Genomic DNA, 14,109 nt, shown 5'->3' with positions numbered 1-14,109 from the left:
TCTGTTTTTGGGTAAAAATAAATACTCTTATCGAGCATTTATTTTAAATTAACTGTTAATTCTTTTGGTTTGGAAACGCTATTCAAATTTTCGTCAAATGGTGCACTCATAACAATTCTAACGCTTTTTATTTTAGAAACATCAGATTCTATGGGTACAGCGATTTGATAATCTCTTTTCGCATTACCAAAAAGTTTCATATCATATTGTTCAATGTCAGTATAAAGGTTATTACTACTGACCTTAATTTGTTCTTTATTGTCTAAAATTAAATGACTAATACCAGAAAAATTCATAGTTTCTTTATCAGTATTCTCTACAGAAAATTTTATATCAATAAAATGAAAAGGATTTGATAATTCAATATCCGTTAAACTTTGATAGTCACTTAGGCGATCATCAGGAATATTTGACAACTTCATTATGTTGACATGTTCAAAATTTATATTGAGCGGGCCCATTTTCTGTGATTCAATTTTTTCTTGGCTTTTTAAGTAATTAAATAATTCTCCTGTTTCATCATCTTTATAACTGTCATTTGTCTGTTCTTCATTAGTTTCTTTTTGCCTTTTCTCAGAAACTTTTTCTTGTGAGTTTGCCGAAGGTTCATCCGTCGTCTTAGTTGAGTTACATCCAGCTATGAGAACGAATAATAATAGGCAAATTACAAATAATGTTTTCTTCCCCATAATTGCCCCCTAAAGAAATCATTTATTCTGTTTTTTCTCTCTCTCTTTTCTCTTTTTAAACAACTCGTAGACCACTTCAAATTCTTCAATTAATTCTTCTACATCTTCTGGTTTGCTATCAAAGAATAATCCGTCATGGGATTTTGCCCACTCATAAATCTTTCTTTGATGCTCAGTAAGTTTAGGACCTTCAGAATTACTTGTCTCATTCTCATCGATGTAACCAGCTTTGATCATTAATTCTTCGTAATCACATTGATATGCTTTAGAAATTAATTTGAGTGTTTCGGGAGTTGGTTTGATGTCTTTACCTGTTCTTGGGTCTTTTCCGTTTTCAATTTTTCCAAGGTAGGTATGACTTATGCCAATTCGTTTGGCAGCTTCTCTTTGAGACAGTTTTCCTCTTGCTTTTATCAAATATTCTCCAAGTTTGGACATTAGCATCACCTGTAATACGTAGTTTACATTATATTTAAATTCTTTAAAACAGAAAATGTGTAAAACATGATTGACACTACTGTAAACCTTGTGTTACTATTTGTTCAAGGAGGTGTAACACATGGTTTTCACTAACAGATTACGTGAGATCAGAAAAGGTGTTGGAATGTCAATATCTGAATTAGCAAGAAGAACTGAAATGTCTCGCGCAAACATTACGAAAATTGAGCTTCACGGACAAGAGCCATCTGGTTTCACTATGCTGAGAATTGCAAGTGTTTTAAATAAAGATCCAAGGGATATTTTTTTTGAGTCAAGTGGTACACAAGAGTTACAAAATGAAAAAGAGAACACCGGTTAATAAAATGATTTTTGCGGTTCTTATGGTTTACAAGTTCTGAAGGAGGTTCTCAAAATGCCAACAAAATCAACTATGGACGTTCAAGAAACAGCTGATTTTCTTGGAGTACATCACGACACGGTTTACACAATGGTGAAAGAGCGACAAATACCGTTCTTCCGAGTAAGAAAAAGAATTTTCTTTAAAAGAGAAGTTCTAGAAGAATGGCAAATGTCACAAATGGAATCCAACTTTCAGCCAGTGAATGATTAAGAATTTACCACCTTAGAATACAGCGGATATATGAGATTTGCTGTTCCGATTCGGAACATGTTCCAGATAGGAACATTGAAAGGGGGTGGGGAGATTGTGAAGTTGGGTGTGGTGCTTCGTAAAGCCCGAGTGCAGGCAGGCATTTCCCAAGAGAAGTTAGCGGAAATGCTTAGCCGCTCGCGGAGTTGCATTTCAAAGATCGAGAATGATCAAAAGATGCTTGATGTTCCTACATATGTACGGTGGATGGAGGCGACAAATGCAAAAGAAGCCATGATCGCAACCTTATGTGGTGTCGATCCACTTGCAGTCACGCAGCAAATTACAGCCATCATGGCTTTGTTTGGAGGATGAAGATGAGAAAAGCAATTTTCAAGAGTATTGATCATGAAGGGGTAACAGCTGAAATGATCTGTATTGAACAACTACAAAAAAGATTAATGAAAGCATTAGAGAGTGCTGATACAGATACGGCATTAGCAGCTCACAAAGATATTGCTAAATCTTTAAACCAAATTCAGCGTTACGAAAGCCAAGCTAAGGTTCATTTATTAAAACAGGCTGCGAGGGTTACAAAAATCAAATATCCAAAATCACTAAAAAATAGATTGAGAGGATTGATCTAGGTGAAGTATTTGTTCACAGCAAGTCGTTTAATGAAGGCGAAAGATATCGTGAAACAATGTCAGATGCGTCATACAGAGGAAGGGCTCATTTTATTAGCCGCTCTGGAATTACAGATCAGAACGGAAATAGAAAACAGAAAAAAGCAGCAAGCTCCGACACTTACTGCTTAAATCATTTCAAACCATGAATAACAAAATGATCGATCTCATTATAGCGTTATTTAGAGATCACGACAAGGCTTATTCTTGTCGTCCGACTTGCGGATGGGTCAGTGCACACCTACCCCCTCAAATCATGCTCCATCCGCAGTCGGACGATGCGAATAAGCATCAAATAATGTGTTAGGGAGGAAAGAAGTCTTGAGAACTAAACCAGTTATTAAACCTTTCAGTGAGAGACAGTCTGATCAGTTCTATTTATCACAAGTGAATGGATCAATTGTGATGACTAACAAAGGTAAGCCAATGTTCCAATTTCCTGATAAACAAGCCTTTGAGAAATTTCAACAACTAAAGGCAGATGCGATCTGCTCAAAAAAATTAGAGATTTCATGGTTTTCATATCAAACAGAAGAGGAGGGAAGAAGTTGAATATTGAGCATCCGATCATCACTGAGATCAATAGATATGGATATCCAAAAGATATGATCAGGCAAGAGGAACACTTTGGAATTGATTTTTATGGGTCTGAGATTTTGCTGGAAGATGACTATGTTGAGGATAAAAATTCGGGTGAATTGATCTTGCGAGAAAATCTAGAACGATATCTTGCAGAGGAGCTTGATTTTGAATTTAAAACAGCAAAATAAAAGAGTTCACTCCCACAAGTGAACTCATCTAAATAACCAGACACAGAATATGGTGTCAACCACTATTATAAGCAGGTTGGCACCTAAATTCAATGGAGGTTTCTTATATGAATGGATTGTCAAATGTTGATTACTCAAACTATATGGCAGCTTCACAGCCATCAGCAGGAACTTCAGTAACAACCGAAGCTATGGTTAGTCGGCAGGCACAGGAAGTACAAGCAGCTATGGTCATAGCAAAGAAGTTTCCAAGAGACGTTTATGCTGCTTTTGAACGAATCAAAAAAGCATGTGAAAGAAAGCTGTTGGCCGAAAGTGCAGTTTACGAATATCCAAAAGGCGGATCAAAAATTTCAGGTCCTTCCATCCGGCTTGCTGAGGCTTTGGCCCAGAACTGGGGAAACATTGATTATGGAATCATGGAACTCGAACAAAAAGCTGGTGAATCGTCAGTGATGGCGTATGCGTGGGATCTTGAAACCAATACCCGCCAAACAAAACTTTTCACGGTAAAACACGAACGGAAAGCAAAGGGAACTATAACAAAACTGAATGACCCAAGAGATATTTATGAACTTGTAGCTAATCTAGGTGCGCGTCGAGTTCGTGCGTGCATTCTTGGAGTAATACCAGGAGATATTGTTGATGCCGCAGTTGATATGTGCCAAAGAACACTGATTAGTGGTCATCAAGAACCTTTAGAAGACCGGTTAAGAAAAGCATTATCAACATTTAAAACTGATTTTGGTGTTACTAAGGAAATGATCGAGGAATATGTCGGTAGCAAATTAGATGCCTTTACTGAGCAAGATTATCTTAAGATTGGTCGCATTTACACTTCATTACGTGATGGTATGGCGAAAAAGGAAGATTACTTCAATGTCAAAGTCAGCAGCGCCACCAAGTCAAAGGCAGAAGAAGAGTTCCAAAAACAGAAGGAACAAAAAGAAAGCAATAAAAAGGCGGGTGATCCTGTAAATGGGGATTCCGGTGATCAATCAAGATAACTATTACTCTAACGAGATAGATAAAGTCTACATGTCTAATTCTCAATATAAAAGTTTCTTAGAGTGTGAGGCGGCTACGATTGCAAAGATTAACGGAGAATGGCAACCGCCGTCCTCTGAGGCTCTTCTATTCGGACAATACGTCCATGCCTGGCTTGAAGGTGAGCAGGTCTTTGATGAATTCAAGATGAACACACCTGCTCTATATACACAAAAGGGCCAACTGTATAAGCAATATCAATTGGCTGATCTCATGATTGAATCAATTCAGAACGATGATCTGTGTATGTTTGTTCTTCAAGGAGATAAAGAAGTGATCATCACAGGTAAATTGTTCGGAGTGCCTTGGAAAGGAAAACTCGATGTGTACAACCCAGCAGGTGGGCGCTTTGCTGATCTTAAAACAACACGTTCCCTTCGAGAAAAAGTTTGGGATCAAGAACTAGGCTATTGTTCATTTGTCGAGGCTTACGGATATATAGGACAAATGGCAATTTATGCAGAGCTAGAAAGGCAAATGTCTAAAAGGGATGAATGGCTGGAGCCTCTTATCGTTGCCATTTCAAAAGAAGATCCACCAGACAAAGCCGTTATCAACATAGACAATTCCAGAATGGAAGTCGAGCTTGAAGATATTGAGAAGCATATGGAGCGAATCATTCAAGTGAAACATGGCGGTGAGCCGCCAAATCGATGCGGAAAATGTAAGTATTGTCGTTCCACAAATCAATTAAACAGGATCATTCATTTTTCGGAGCTGATCGGTTGATGGAAAAGGATTTTTTGATAAAGGTCCCTATCCCTTATGTTTACTTGTCTTTATCAGGATCAAGTAAAGACCAAGCCAGTTTGTTTAGATCATATGTAAAAGACTTCATTAAGAGAAACGAAACTGGGCTTACTTATATCAAAATTAGCGGTATGTATGCCCTATGTAAGTTGAAAGGGCGTGAATAAGTGAACGATCTGAATGAAATAAACGCATGTGTATCAGCATCTATGTGTTCATCGCATCTGAAATTTATAAAAATCGAGGATAAATATTTTAATAGCTAATAATTGGGAAGGAGGAAGTCATTTGCGAGGGTGGATCAAATTACATCGAAAATTACGTGAAAATCCAGTATTCAATAATCCTAACCTGCTTAGGCTTTGGCTCATCTGTCTTACTGAAGCGAGCCATAAACATCATCAGCAGATGATAGGTAATCAGGTGGTGGAATTAGAGCCTGGTCAATTTGTGACTGGTAGGTACGATATTGCTGAAATGTTTAATCACGGGCTTAGGAAAAGTGATCAAGTAACTGGAAAAGTTACAGTATATCGATGGCTCGAAAAATTAGAGGAAATGAATTTTCTGAGCATCAAAAAGAGCAACAAATTTTCTGTTGTAACCATTAATAAATGGGCGCTTTACCAACAAGAAAATAACGAAGTTGATCACCAAAATGATCATCAAATGAACATCAAAAGATCATCAGATGAACATCAAATGATCACAAACAAGAATGTTAAGAATGTAAAGAATGTATATGAAGAAGAAGAGAGAGAGCCTGTAGGAAATGATCTAACTCCTTTCCAACAAATCGAAGATAAATACTTGTCTCGAAAAGGTGGGTTGATGTTAACGCCAAAAGATTCAGCTGCCATTGAAAGGATTCTAAAGGAGAAAATCCCGCATGAAAACATTTTGCAGTGGATCGACGATATATTCGATCAATTCCAGCCGAAGCATAGAGCAGACGGTATTAAATCATTCGCGTACCTAGAATCAGCGATTCTTGATCGTTGGCATGCCAAACAAAAACCACCTAATAATGTTTCAGAATTTAAGCGGAAACAACAAAAGCATAGAAATTGGACACCCGAAGGAGTGAAGAAGGATGCAGAGTATGGGGGATACCTTAAAAGCGTTGGAGAAAGCAAATCCAGCACTAGCGAAGAGGCTGAGAGACTCCAAGAAATTGCAAGAAGAAAAGGTCTATCAGGCCAGATACGAGATACTCACTGCGAGTTCTGAACAACATTGCATGTATGGGAAATGTGATGGATCGGGGTTGATATGGATTATAGATCACAAGGAAAAAAGGGAATTCATGGAGGAATGCCCTTGTAAGGAAGTCAAAAAGCTCTCGAATAGACTTATGAGCGCAAGACTTCCAGAAGAATTCAAAGACGCTTCTCTAAACTCTTTTGATATCAATGTTTATGACAAACCCGAATCCAAAGAGCGAGCAGCCAATGCAAAAAGGGTTGCTAAAAACTATGTTTTGAAATTCGAAAAGATGCGGGATCTAGGGAAAGGCTTGTATTTTTTTAGTCAAGAGAAGGGGAGCGGAAAAACAAGGCTTGCTGCTAGTATTCTTCATGCGATAACCAAAACTCATGACACGGTTTATGACAAAGAAACTAAAAAATACAAACCGCTTAAAATAATCTATTCGTCTACAGCTGATTTAATCGGAGAAATAAAAAGCACGTTTGATAGCGAATCGAAAGTGAAGAGTACCGACATTATGGATGCTGTCAAGACAGCTGATCTTGTTGTCCTAGATGATATCGGAGTGGAAAACGTAACAAAATTTGTGGAAGAAACCTTCACCCGTATTCTTGATTATCGACTTCAATACAAGAAGCCTACGATCATTACAAGCAATTTAAGTATAGAGGATCTCGACACAATCTATAAAAGTGGTCGGGTGAGTAGCAGGGTTGAAAAACTGGCTTTCCCTGTGATTATGCCAAATGAAAAGATTCGTAAAAAGATAGCGCAAAAAGAAAATGAAGAACTGCTTTTGGAACTATACGAGTAAAGGAGAATTTCAGATGTGTAACACATGCAATGGCGAGAAAGTCGTCATAAACGAAAATACCTTTATGGCGGGCTTCTTCCCTTGTCCTGAATGTAACCAAACAGGGCGCAACAAGAGCCTAAAACCAGTCATCGAGCAATTAAATCAAATGTTAGTCGAAGCCAGAGTTATGAAATGAGGAATAAATATGACAAATAGTAAATGCGAAGATCGTCGGCAGTTCCTTCTCAATGAACTGAAGCGCATTGGATATAAACCGAATGAGAATGAAAGTCTCGAAAAACTATCACTCTATGAACTCGAAATGCTAGTAATCACGAAAAAGAGTGAGCGAGGAAATAAGGTTTTAACATATAACGCGAGGATGGAGGCATTCGAATGAAAATAACATTCACCATTTACGCAGAGCCCGTTGCACAGGGAAGACCGCGGGCTACGTCTGTAAATGGCATGACAAGGCTGTATGATCCGAAAAAATCAAGAGACTTTAAGTCTTATGTGAAGCTGGCTGCAAGTGATCATCGTCCAGATCAGCTCCTTACAGGACCACTTGAATTGAAGGTGAAAGTCTATAAATCATTATTGAAAAGCTTCAGCAAGAAAAAGGCCGCAGAAGCTGAAAGAGGCGAGCTGAGACCAGCTAAGAAGCCGGATGTTGATAACTACATCAAAGGGATAAAAGATGGTCTGAATAAAGTAATTTGGCAGGATGATAGTCAAATTGTTGATCTGCATGTAAGTAAGTTCTACAGCAGCACACCAAGAATTGAAGTCGAAGTATCTACTCTTACACCAACCCACGAGGAGGAACAAATATGTCTTTTATAAATTTCAATGGAAAAGTTAAAAAAATGAATCACAAGCCTAAAGGGATTACAGAATTAGTGTTGGAAGTGCCAACAAAGGAGTTAGGTAACAGAATTCAAAACCTTGCAGAAATGATTGATAAGGACGTGAAAGTAGAGATTGAAAGTGACATTGTCCGCTATAACGTGCAGATTAACGCAAACACCGAACGACCAATTGTAAATTATGAAGTAGATCAGAGCGGCGTTGTCCATATAGCAAAACCTGAGTCAGAACAGCTTGAAGCTGAACTTGGTTTGCCTGAAGAAAAACCAAAAATTGAAGAAAAATCGATGGAGATTAAGCGTGAAGTGGTGGATCAATTCATCATTGAAGGTATGGCTCCAGTACAGGAAGGTTTCCCTGAGAATATGGCAGAGATCGCAAAGCGCCGCATTGAAGGTGAATCATACCGCAAGTTGGCCACAGAGCTTGAGATGTCCTCCGGCACCATCGTTGATCTGATCAATGACTACCGAGCAGCAGTTGCTCCGCTTGCTGAAAAATGGTGGGACTGGAAGCAGGATCAAGCCAACGAAGCTGAACCGTTGCAAAAGGAAAATGCTGAAGAAGCAGCTGAAGACGAAAAGGGTTCAGAGGATAGCGTTCCAGATGAATACGATCTTCCTAAAGATGATCAAAAAGATGAGGAAAACGGGGCTGCATAAGATGGCACGTAAACGGTCAAAACGGTGGTTCTTGCTTTATCGCGAAGAGGATGGACAGCACGTCCACCTCTATGAACCACTTAAAAAATATGAACTGCACAGTCGGATTAGGAAAGGATGGAGGGTTGTCAGATGATTAATAAAATCAAGTTTTTCTTCAAACATAAATACTTCTTCTGCTTCAAATGTATAAACATAGTTTCGGTGCGTCGTGGTTATTGGCTGGGTTTTTGCACTCGGGGTTTTAACGGTCCAATTTGCACTAAATGCGGAAGGAGCTTCAGGAAATGAAACAGATCGTAAAAGGCGATTGGGTGGAAATTGTAGGTAAAGGTGATCACAAACATTTACGCGTCCAGGGTTACGTTCTTGAAATTGCTAAGGGAGAGCTTTTAATAAAGTCACGTTTCGGACGAAAGGGTGTCTATCCTGAAGATTGGGCTAAAAACATGGATATAACGGTCACTGAAGCTGGCTTAAAGGATCTTATTAACTTGTCCTTAGACATAAAGGACAAACATCTATTTGAAATGTATACGCGTGATTTACAAGCTCTACAGAGCAAATAAAAAGAACCAAAGCACAAGGCTCCGGCTCTAATGAATCTCGACAATTCATTATAACATGGGAGGCCTTGTGCGCATGAATAATCCTTACAAACATATAGACTCTAACATCTCAATTAATCAGCTTTTTGAAAAAGGAGAAGTTAAAGTCATCATCCTAGATGGCCATTCCAACGAAGCGTTTTTAGCTGAAGCACCTATTTACGGGAAAACGGAAATCACTACACGTGACGGCCAATTCACAAATTTGAATTACAGCAGTTCACACAAAATAAAATAGCAGGAGCTTCCTCCTGCAGGGAGGCGTCGTCAAAATGAAGGAAATCTGGTATTCAAAATCTCCGTACGCTGAATTTTGTATCGTCAACACAGCGAGCGGATATGTTGCCTATTGGCGTTCTGATCTATTAACAGATGCAAAATGGAGCGAGTATGACACATATCAATCCTATCCAGCAGCACGTCGGAATCTTGGTAAAGTCGGCTGTGCTGGAAGCATGAAAAGGGTCGAACGATTGCCGTGGGAAAGCGTTGCATGAGCGGCAGCGCCGATTTGATCAACAGGCCAAGCAAGCAGAATGAAAAAAGAGAGGAAGATCATTGTGGAACTAAGAAGCATCTTTTATTTAAATATAATAATTCATGTGAGAAGTTGAGGTCATTAATAATCCTCTTAATAGGAATAAATTTCTGATATTAGCTAAATATAATATAAATATTAAATTTAGTGAGGCTATTACTGTGTATAAGGTCAATAAATTATCCTTACTACAAGTCACTGTATTATGCAGTTCTACAATGATAGGGGCAGGAATTTTAACGATTCCCCGTAGTTCAGCCAATTCAGGTTATCCTGATGGCTGGATTATTGTATTGATACAAGGTGTCATTTTTGCATTTATTGCTTTTTTGTTAGGATGGATTTCTGAAAAGCAAGCACCAGATACAGTTTTTGAGTTGAATACAAAAGGGTCAGGAAAGATACTAGGAACTATATTTAATCTTTATTTTATATCCTACTTACTTGCCATTGTCGGCTTTGAAGCAAGAATACTTGGTGAAGTCATACAATTTTTTCTGTTACAAGATACACCAATGTTTATAATAGTCATGATTTTTTTGTTAGTTGCGATTTATCATCTTAAAAGTGGAATCCTGCCTGTTATTAAATTAATCATGTATATTTATCCTTTGACTATATGTATTTATATTGGTTTGATGCTTTTTAGTTTCACTATTTTTGACTTCCAAAACTTACAACCGGTTATGGAAGGCGGTCTTGCTGATTTTGATAAGCTATTTGCTCAAACTTTTATTCAATTCACAGGTTTCGAGGTGATTTTGTTTATATTACCCTTGGTCTATAAAGAAAAGCTCTCCAGAGCAAAATGGGCTGCGGCTATAGGAGTTTGTATCACCTCTTTAATATATTCTCTTACACTTTTTGTGGTTATCGGTTCCATGACAGTAGGTGAAACAAAATCTCTTACATGGCCAACAGTTTCGCTGATACAAACTTTAGAGATTGAAGGTGTATTCATTGAAAGGTTTGATATATTCTTATTAGTGTTATGGACTTGTCAGCAATTTGTTTGCATGCTTGGATTTTTCCAATTTGCTATTAGGGGATGTAGTAATGTATTTGGGTCTATCGATTTTAAAAAGTTATTATGGATACTTTTTTTGATTACTTCTGCATTATCCCTATTCCCGAATAATGTTAATGAAGTAATATACTTTTCAACGATACTTGGATATGCAATGTTTGTAATTTTAGGTATACCTTTTATATCTGTTTTGCTGTTAACAGTAAAAAGAAAGTGGAGTAACCATTCTAGCTGATTGAAAAGGATTCAAAAAAAATTCATCAATAACTCAATTTAAAAAAATTCCTTAACTATGTCTTTCATTGTTTATAGGAGGTTGAGGAAATGGGAGCAGAACAATTGTGTTTACTGCCAGAGATCGACGAGAAACAAGTTCGAAATGCTCTGATTAAGGAGCTGAAGGTTTATAGGGCCCTGAAGGTAAAGGAAGAAAACAGAAAGGAACAAGAGGCAAACGGCGCAACAGGCCTTTTTCCTTCTCTTAGAAATCAGGAAGTTTTAAATGAACTGAAGGTCCGGCAGATAGAAAGAGCGCTAGAAAACAGCCTAGATGAAATTGAACAAGACATCATACGGATGAAATACCTTACATCACGTGTAGTGAAGGATTTGGAGGTGTGTGAAGAACTGGGTCTGAAGAAAGACCGGTATTATAAATTAAAGAAGCAAGCGACGTTTAACCTTTCGACAGCACTCGGAATCATATGAGTGCTGTTTATTATTTGCATTGTCGAGAAAAAGCCGAGAAAAAACCGATAAAAAGCCGACAAAAAGGGGACCTTTTTTCCTAAGTGGATCATCGTATGATAGAGACAAGCAAAACGAACGTGAATATTTTGTCCAGAAGGAAGAACCTGCGGACGCTGATCATTGAGCACTTTAAATGCCTTGATTGGTGTCCGCTTTTTTTATTGGGAGACGCGCCTTTCCCTTATCAATGGCGTATCTGGATACGGAACAAAGGTGTTGAGGAATGTGGCCATACGAGAGGGACATTCTGAGCCTGGATAGCAGCTGGTCTGCGGCAGCCGTATCGAGGACAGTTTTTCATTTTACTTGATGATCGACTGTACTTGGCAACCTCTCGGAGTGTAGTCATCATTGCAAAATCTATTTAAGCGAATAGCGTAAGGTGGTGCTTATTCGGCAAGGAGCGAGTGAAATGAAGATCAGGGATTCTGTTTCTAAAGAGACATTAAAGCAATTTAAAAGCATTGCTCCTGGTTCTAATAGAAAGAAGGAGAACGATGCTGATCCCATTACGAAAAGGGATTGGGAAGAAATTATGGGAACGAGACGCGAAACGTACCAACGAAAAGGCGGCCGTATCCGAAGAAAACGATAAATTTTGGGAACAGTCGTCTTTTGGGTGTATGGCTGCAGGTGCTTTGGTGAGGGATAGGAGCGCAAAAATATAAAAAGGGAGATGATGAGCATGGCATCAGGATTTGGCGTATCTGCGAATCCAACAAAAGCAAATCACAAAATCGGAGAGGATAAGGTTGTAAAAATTGCGGTACAAAACCACAACGACTTTAGTGCTGGTCCCAACCTTATTCCACAAAGAAAGGTTAATGGCAAGTGGGAGACAATTAAAACAAATTCCCCGAACCCGCTTAACCCAGCAGAGAAACAGTACGATGAATTCAATATCAAAGAGTCATTTGGTAACAAAAAAGGTACTTATCGCTTTAGGGTGGATGTAGAACGTTACGACAAAAAGGGCAATCATGTTGCAACCCTTGGGACATTCTACACTAGCGAATTTTACATCAAGTAAGCAGCTGCTGCCGCCTTCAGGGCGGCAGTATTTGTTTTATAGGAGGAAACAACGATGAATATCAAAACAATTCCCGTACATAAAATTAACCCATCACCATATAACCCCCGAATTGATCTACAACCAGGAGATCCCGAGTATGATTCACTAAAACAATCTATAGAAAAGTTTGGATACGTTGATCCGCTCATCTGGAATGAACGGACTGGCCATCTTGTAGGAGGTCATCAACGTTTCAAAGTATTGATGGAGGACAATCCAAGTGATATACCTGTATCCGTCGTATCACTTAATGAACAAGATGAAAAAGCACTGAATATCGCATTGAATAAGATTGACGGTGAATGGGATGAGTATAAACTTACTGAGCTACTTAAAGACTTAGAGGGATCAGGGTATGATCTAAGCCTAACTGGATTCAGTGATGCAGAATTAGAGGATGTTCTGAATGATTTGGAACATACAGGTCAAGGTGGAGCAGTATCTGAGAGTCATGAGATCGATCTTGATGAATATGGAGATGATCAATTTGAGCATACATGTCCTAAGTGCGGATTCTCTTTCAATGAGTAGGTGGCAGCATGAACTATAGATGGAAATTGAGTGATCTAAAAAACATCCCTTCCAATGGGTTGAAAGTGTTCAGTACATTCTCTTGTGGTGGCGGCTCATCAATGGGCTACAAGTTAGCAGGGTTTAAATTGATAGGAAATTGCGAGATCGATCCGCAAATGATGAAAATCTATAAAAAGAATCATAAGCCGAAATATCCTTATCTCATGGACATTCGAGAGTTTAACCAGATCCCGCTCTCCGATCTTCCTGAAGAACTCATGAATCTTGATGTATTCGATGGATCGCCACCATGTAGTGTATTTTCAACTGCAGGTAAAAGAGAAGAAGATTGGGGAAGAGAAAAGGCGTTCAGAGAGGGGCAAGCTGTCCAAAAACTAGACGATCTGTTCTTTCATTACCTAGATGCTGTGGAACGTTTGCAGCCTAAAACCTTTGTAGCTGAGAACGTAAGCGGCATGATAAAAGGAAAAGCAAAAGGGTATGTGAAACTTGTCATTGAGAGAGCAAAAGAAATAGGGTATGACGTTCAGCTGTTCTTGCTGAACGCTGCCACAATGGGAGTCCCGCAGAGAAGAGAGCGGGTCTTTTTCATTGGCCGCAGAAAGGATCTGAACTTACCACCATTGAAATTGTCTTTCAATGAACCACCGATCACATATGGAGAGTTTAGAAGTGGGCATGGATCAAGGCTGAATGAAGCGAGTAAAACGTATAAAAGATGGATTAAGCGGCAGCCATCTGACGGCAACATTGGAGACATAACTAAACGAACAGAAGGTAAAGAGCGGAATTTCAATACAGTATTAGTTAAAAACAGTTTAGTTCCGCCAACACTAGCGAGCGGTTCTGTCTTTATTAGATATGACGAACCATATTACATCTCAAAAAGGGATATTATTCTGATGCAATCTTTTCCGTTGGATTATGACTTTATGGATGCATCAACGCAGTATGTATGTGGAATGAGCGTTCCGTCTTTAATGATGAAGAGAATAGCGGAGCAAATTCATAAACAATGGTTTATTTAATTGCATTTTATTGGAATGGTGTTATCGTTATTCTAAAAAGGGT

General features: G+C 38.6%; 25 protein-coding genes. 23 read left to right on the top strand and 2 right to left on the bottom strand.

Features of this window, described 5'->3' with window-relative positions:
• Positions 1 to 38 precede the first annotated feature (38 nt).
• Together BA81_RS12330 and BA81_RS12325 are read right to left on the bottom strand one after the other, a co-directional pair.
• Positions 39 to 689 (bottom strand): hypothetical protein, encoded by a 651-nt coding sequence (locus BA81_RS12330; RefSeq protein ID WP_034282442.1) that lies wholly within the window; start codon positions 687 to 689, stop codon positions 39 to 41.
• 18 nt (positions 690 to 707) lie between these two features.
• On the bottom strand, positions 708 to 1,127 hold the full coding sequence (locus BA81_RS12325) for a helix-turn-helix domain-containing protein (protein WP_034282441.1): 420 nt from the start codon (positions 1,125 to 1,127) through the stop codon (positions 708 to 710).
• Between the two features lie 121 nt (positions 1,128 to 1,248).
• Between BA81_RS12325 and BA81_RS12320 the strand changes: the two genes are divergently transcribed.
• From BA81_RS12320 to BA81_RS12215, 23 genes are all read left to right on the top strand, one after another.
• A complete protein-coding gene (locus BA81_RS12320) occupies positions 1,249 to 1,488 on the top strand; it encodes a helix-turn-helix domain-containing protein (RefSeq protein WP_003213298.1) in 240 nt (79 codons plus the stop codon).
• 54 nt (positions 1,489 to 1,542) lie between these two features.
• A complete protein-coding gene (locus BA81_RS12315) occupies positions 1,543 to 1,740 on the top strand; it encodes a helix-turn-helix domain-containing protein (RefSeq protein WP_034282439.1) in 198 nt (65 codons plus the stop codon).
• A 96-nt stretch (positions 1,741 to 1,836) separates the two neighbouring features.
• Positions 1,837 to 2,094 carry a helix-turn-helix domain-containing protein gene (locus tag BA81_RS12310; protein WP_227001679.1) on the top strand — a complete coding sequence of 86 codons (258 nt, stop codon included), beginning with the start codon at positions 1,837 to 1,839 and terminating at the stop codon, positions 2,092 to 2,094.
• A gap of 2 nt (positions 2,095 to 2,096) precedes the next feature.
• Positions 2,097 to 2,366 (top strand): hypothetical protein, encoded by a 270-nt coding sequence (locus BA81_RS12305; protein WP_034282435.1) that lies wholly within the window; start codon positions 2,097 to 2,099, stop codon positions 2,364 to 2,366.
• Positions 2,367 to 2,537, top strand: coding sequence for a hypothetical protein (locus BA81_RS19575; protein ID WP_155267116.1), 171 nt, complete (start codon positions 2,367 to 2,369; stop codon positions 2,535 to 2,537). It abuts the gene before it with no gap.
• Between the two features lie 189 nt (positions 2,538 to 2,726).
• Positions 2,727 to 2,957, top strand: coding sequence for a hypothetical protein (locus BA81_RS12300; protein ID WP_034282433.1), 231 nt, complete (start codon positions 2,727 to 2,729; stop codon positions 2,955 to 2,957).
• Positions 2,954 to 3,175 (top strand): YqaI family protein, encoded by a 222-nt coding sequence (locus BA81_RS19775; RefSeq protein ID WP_034282431.1) that lies wholly within the window; start codon positions 2,954 to 2,956, stop codon positions 3,173 to 3,175. Before BA81_RS12300 ends, BA81_RS19775 begins: the two co-directional genes overlap by 4 nt.
• Before the next feature lie 107 nt (positions 3,176 to 3,282).
• Entirely contained in the window at positions 3,283 to 4,182 is a 900-nt protein-coding gene (locus tag BA81_RS12290; protein ID WP_034282429.1) for a hypothetical protein, read from the top strand.
• A complete protein-coding gene (locus tag BA81_RS12285) occupies positions 4,154 to 4,951 on the top strand; it encodes a PD-(D/E)XK nuclease-like domain-containing protein (protein ID WP_080701213.1) in 798 nt (265 codons plus the stop codon). Before BA81_RS12290 ends, BA81_RS12285 begins: the two co-directional genes overlap by 29 nt.
• Positions 4,952 to 5,260: 309 nt before the next feature.
• Positions 5,261 to 6,202: a hypothetical protein gene (locus tag BA81_RS19930; RefSeq protein ID WP_227001678.1), complete on the top strand. Its 942-nt coding sequence runs from the start codon at positions 5,261 to 5,263 to the stop codon at positions 6,200 to 6,202.
• Between the two features lie 10 nt (positions 6,203 to 6,212).
• Positions 6,213 to 6,995, top strand: a complete 783-nt coding sequence (locus BA81_RS12270; protein ID WP_324290343.1) for an ATP-binding protein — start codon at positions 6,213 to 6,215, stop codon at positions 6,993 to 6,995.
• A gap of 13 nt (positions 6,996 to 7,008) precedes the next feature.
• Positions 7,009 to 7,173, top strand: coding sequence for a hypothetical protein (locus tag BA81_RS19770; protein WP_169737553.1), 165 nt, complete (start codon positions 7,009 to 7,011; stop codon positions 7,171 to 7,173).
• Between the two features lie 200 nt (positions 7,174 to 7,373).
• Positions 7,374 to 7,823 carry a RusA family crossover junction endodeoxyribonuclease gene (locus tag BA81_RS12260; RefSeq protein ID WP_034282423.1) on the top strand — a complete coding sequence of 150 codons (450 nt, stop codon included), beginning with the start codon at positions 7,374 to 7,376 and terminating at the stop codon, positions 7,821 to 7,823.
• Complete coding sequence (locus BA81_RS12255; protein WP_034282421.1) at positions 7,811 to 8,509, top strand: hypothetical protein; 699 nt, start codon at positions 7,811 to 7,813, stop codon at positions 8,507 to 8,509. The genes BA81_RS12260 and BA81_RS12255 overlap by 13 nt, the downstream gene beginning before the upstream one ends.
• 287 nt (positions 8,510 to 8,796) lie before the next feature.
• Positions 8,797 to 9,078, top strand: a complete 282-nt coding sequence (locus BA81_RS12250) for a hypothetical protein (protein WP_034282419.1) — start codon at positions 8,797 to 8,799, stop codon at positions 9,076 to 9,078.
• Positions 9,079 to 9,151: 73 nt separating this feature from the next.
• The gene (locus BA81_RS12245; RefSeq protein WP_034282417.1) at positions 9,152 to 9,355 is read left to right on the top strand and encodes an XtrA/YqaO family protein; all 204 of its coding nucleotides are present in this window, start codon (positions 9,152 to 9,154) and stop codon (positions 9,353 to 9,355) included.
• Positions 9,356 to 9,389: 34 nt separating this feature from the next.
• A complete protein-coding gene (locus BA81_RS12240) occupies positions 9,390 to 9,614 on the top strand; it encodes a hypothetical protein (RefSeq protein ID WP_034282414.1) in 225 nt (74 codons plus the stop codon).
• Positions 9,615 to 9,816: 202 nt separating this feature from the next.
• Positions 9,817 to 10,917 (top strand): GerAB/ArcD/ProY family transporter, encoded by a 1,101-nt coding sequence (locus BA81_RS12235; protein ID WP_034282411.1) that lies wholly within the window; start codon positions 9,817 to 9,819, stop codon positions 10,915 to 10,917.
• An 89-nt stretch (positions 10,918 to 11,006) separates the two neighbouring features.
• Entirely contained in the window at positions 11,007 to 11,390 is a 384-nt protein-coding gene (locus BA81_RS12230; RefSeq protein ID WP_034282410.1) for an ArpU family phage packaging/lysis transcriptional regulator, read from the top strand.
• A 454-nt stretch (positions 11,391 to 11,844) separates the two neighbouring features.
• Complete coding sequence (locus BA81_RS19305; protein WP_080701211.1) at positions 11,845 to 12,027, top strand: hypothetical protein; 183 nt, start codon at positions 11,845 to 11,847, stop codon at positions 12,025 to 12,027.
• A gap of 90 nt (positions 12,028 to 12,117) precedes the next feature.
• Positions 12,118 to 12,462, top strand: coding sequence for a hypothetical protein (locus BA81_RS12225; RefSeq protein ID WP_034282407.1), 345 nt, complete (start codon positions 12,118 to 12,120; stop codon positions 12,460 to 12,462).
• Between the two features lie 54 nt (positions 12,463 to 12,516).
• The gene (locus tag BA81_RS12220) at positions 12,517 to 13,035 is read left to right on the top strand and encodes a ParB N-terminal domain-containing protein (protein WP_034282405.1); all 519 of its coding nucleotides are present in this window, start codon (positions 12,517 to 12,519) and stop codon (positions 13,033 to 13,035) included.
• 8 nt (positions 13,036 to 13,043) lie between these two features.
• On the top strand, positions 13,044 to 14,066 hold the full coding sequence (locus BA81_RS12215) for a DNA cytosine methyltransferase (protein WP_034282403.1): 1,023 nt from the start codon (positions 13,044 to 13,046) through the stop codon (positions 14,064 to 14,066).
• Positions 14,067 to 14,109 lie beyond the last annotated feature (43 nt).

Origin of the sequence: Bacillus safensis FO-36b (assembly GCF_000691165.1) — a bacterium.
GTDB lineage: Bacteria > Bacillota > Bacilli > Bacillales > Bacillaceae > Bacillus > Bacillus safensis.
This window is presented reverse-complemented; position numbering and strand designations above follow the sequence as displayed.

Excerpts from the sequence above, each read along its gene's own strand:
- BA81_RS12325 (WP_034282441.1), bottom strand. The coding sequence starts at position 1,127 with ATGTCCAAACTTGGAGAATATTTGATAAAAGCAAGAGGAAAACTGTCT.
- BA81_RS12250 (WP_034282419.1), top strand. The coding sequence starts at position 8,797 with ATGAAACAGATCGTAAAAGGCGATTGGGTGGAAATTGTAGGTAAAGGT.
- BA81_RS12260 (WP_034282423.1), top strand. The coding sequence starts at position 7,374 with ATGAAAATAACATTCACCATTTACGCAGAGCCCGTTGCACAGGGAAGA.
- BA81_RS12330 (WP_034282442.1), bottom strand. The coding sequence starts at position 689 with ATGGGGAAGAAAACATTATTTGTAATTTGCCTATTATTATTCGTTCTC.
- BA81_RS12285 (WP_080701213.1), top strand. The coding sequence starts at position 4,154 with ATGGGGATTCCGGTGATCAATCAAGATAACTATTACTCTAACGAGATA.
- BA81_RS12320 (WP_003213298.1), top strand. The coding sequence starts at position 1,249 with ATGGTTTTCACTAACAGATTACGTGAGATCAGAAAAGGTGTTGGAATG.
- BA81_RS12240 (WP_034282414.1), top strand. The coding sequence starts at position 9,390 with ATGAAGGAAATCTGGTATTCAAAATCTCCGTACGCTGAATTTTGTATC.
- BA81_RS12270 (WP_324290343.1), top strand. The coding sequence starts at position 6,213 with ATGTATGGGAAATGTGATGGATCGGGGTTGATATGGATTATAGATCAC.
- BA81_RS12305 (WP_034282435.1), top strand. The coding sequence starts at position 2,097 with ATGAGAAAAGCAATTTTCAAGAGTATTGATCATGAAGGGGTAACAGCT.
- BA81_RS12230 (WP_034282410.1), top strand. The coding sequence starts at position 11,007 with ATGGGAGCAGAACAATTGTGTTTACTGCCAGAGATCGACGAGAAACAA.
- BA81_RS12225 (WP_034282407.1), top strand. The coding sequence starts at position 12,118 with ATGGCATCAGGATTTGGCGTATCTGCGAATCCAACAAAAGCAAATCAC.
- BA81_RS12315 (WP_034282439.1), top strand. The coding sequence starts at position 1,543 with ATGCCAACAAAATCAACTATGGACGTTCAAGAAACAGCTGATTTTCTT.
- BA81_RS12245 (WP_034282417.1), top strand. The coding sequence starts at position 9,152 with ATGAATAATCCTTACAAACATATAGACTCTAACATCTCAATTAATCAG.
- BA81_RS19305 (WP_080701211.1), top strand. The coding sequence starts at position 11,845 with ATGAAGATCAGGGATTCTGTTTCTAAAGAGACATTAAAGCAATTTAAA.
- BA81_RS12255 (WP_034282421.1), top strand. The coding sequence starts at position 7,811 with ATGTCTTTTATAAATTTCAATGGAAAAGTTAAAAAAATGAATCACAAG.
- BA81_RS12220 (WP_034282405.1), top strand. The coding sequence starts at position 12,517 with ATGAATATCAAAACAATTCCCGTACATAAAATTAACCCATCACCATAT.
- BA81_RS12215 (WP_034282403.1), top strand. The coding sequence starts at position 13,044 with ATGAACTATAGATGGAAATTGAGTGATCTAAAAAACATCCCTTCCAAT.
- BA81_RS12290 (WP_034282429.1), top strand. The coding sequence starts at position 3,283 with ATGAATGGATTGTCAAATGTTGATTACTCAAACTATATGGCAGCTTCA.
- BA81_RS19770 (WP_169737553.1), top strand. The coding sequence starts at position 7,009 with ATGTGTAACACATGCAATGGCGAGAAAGTCGTCATAAACGAAAATACC.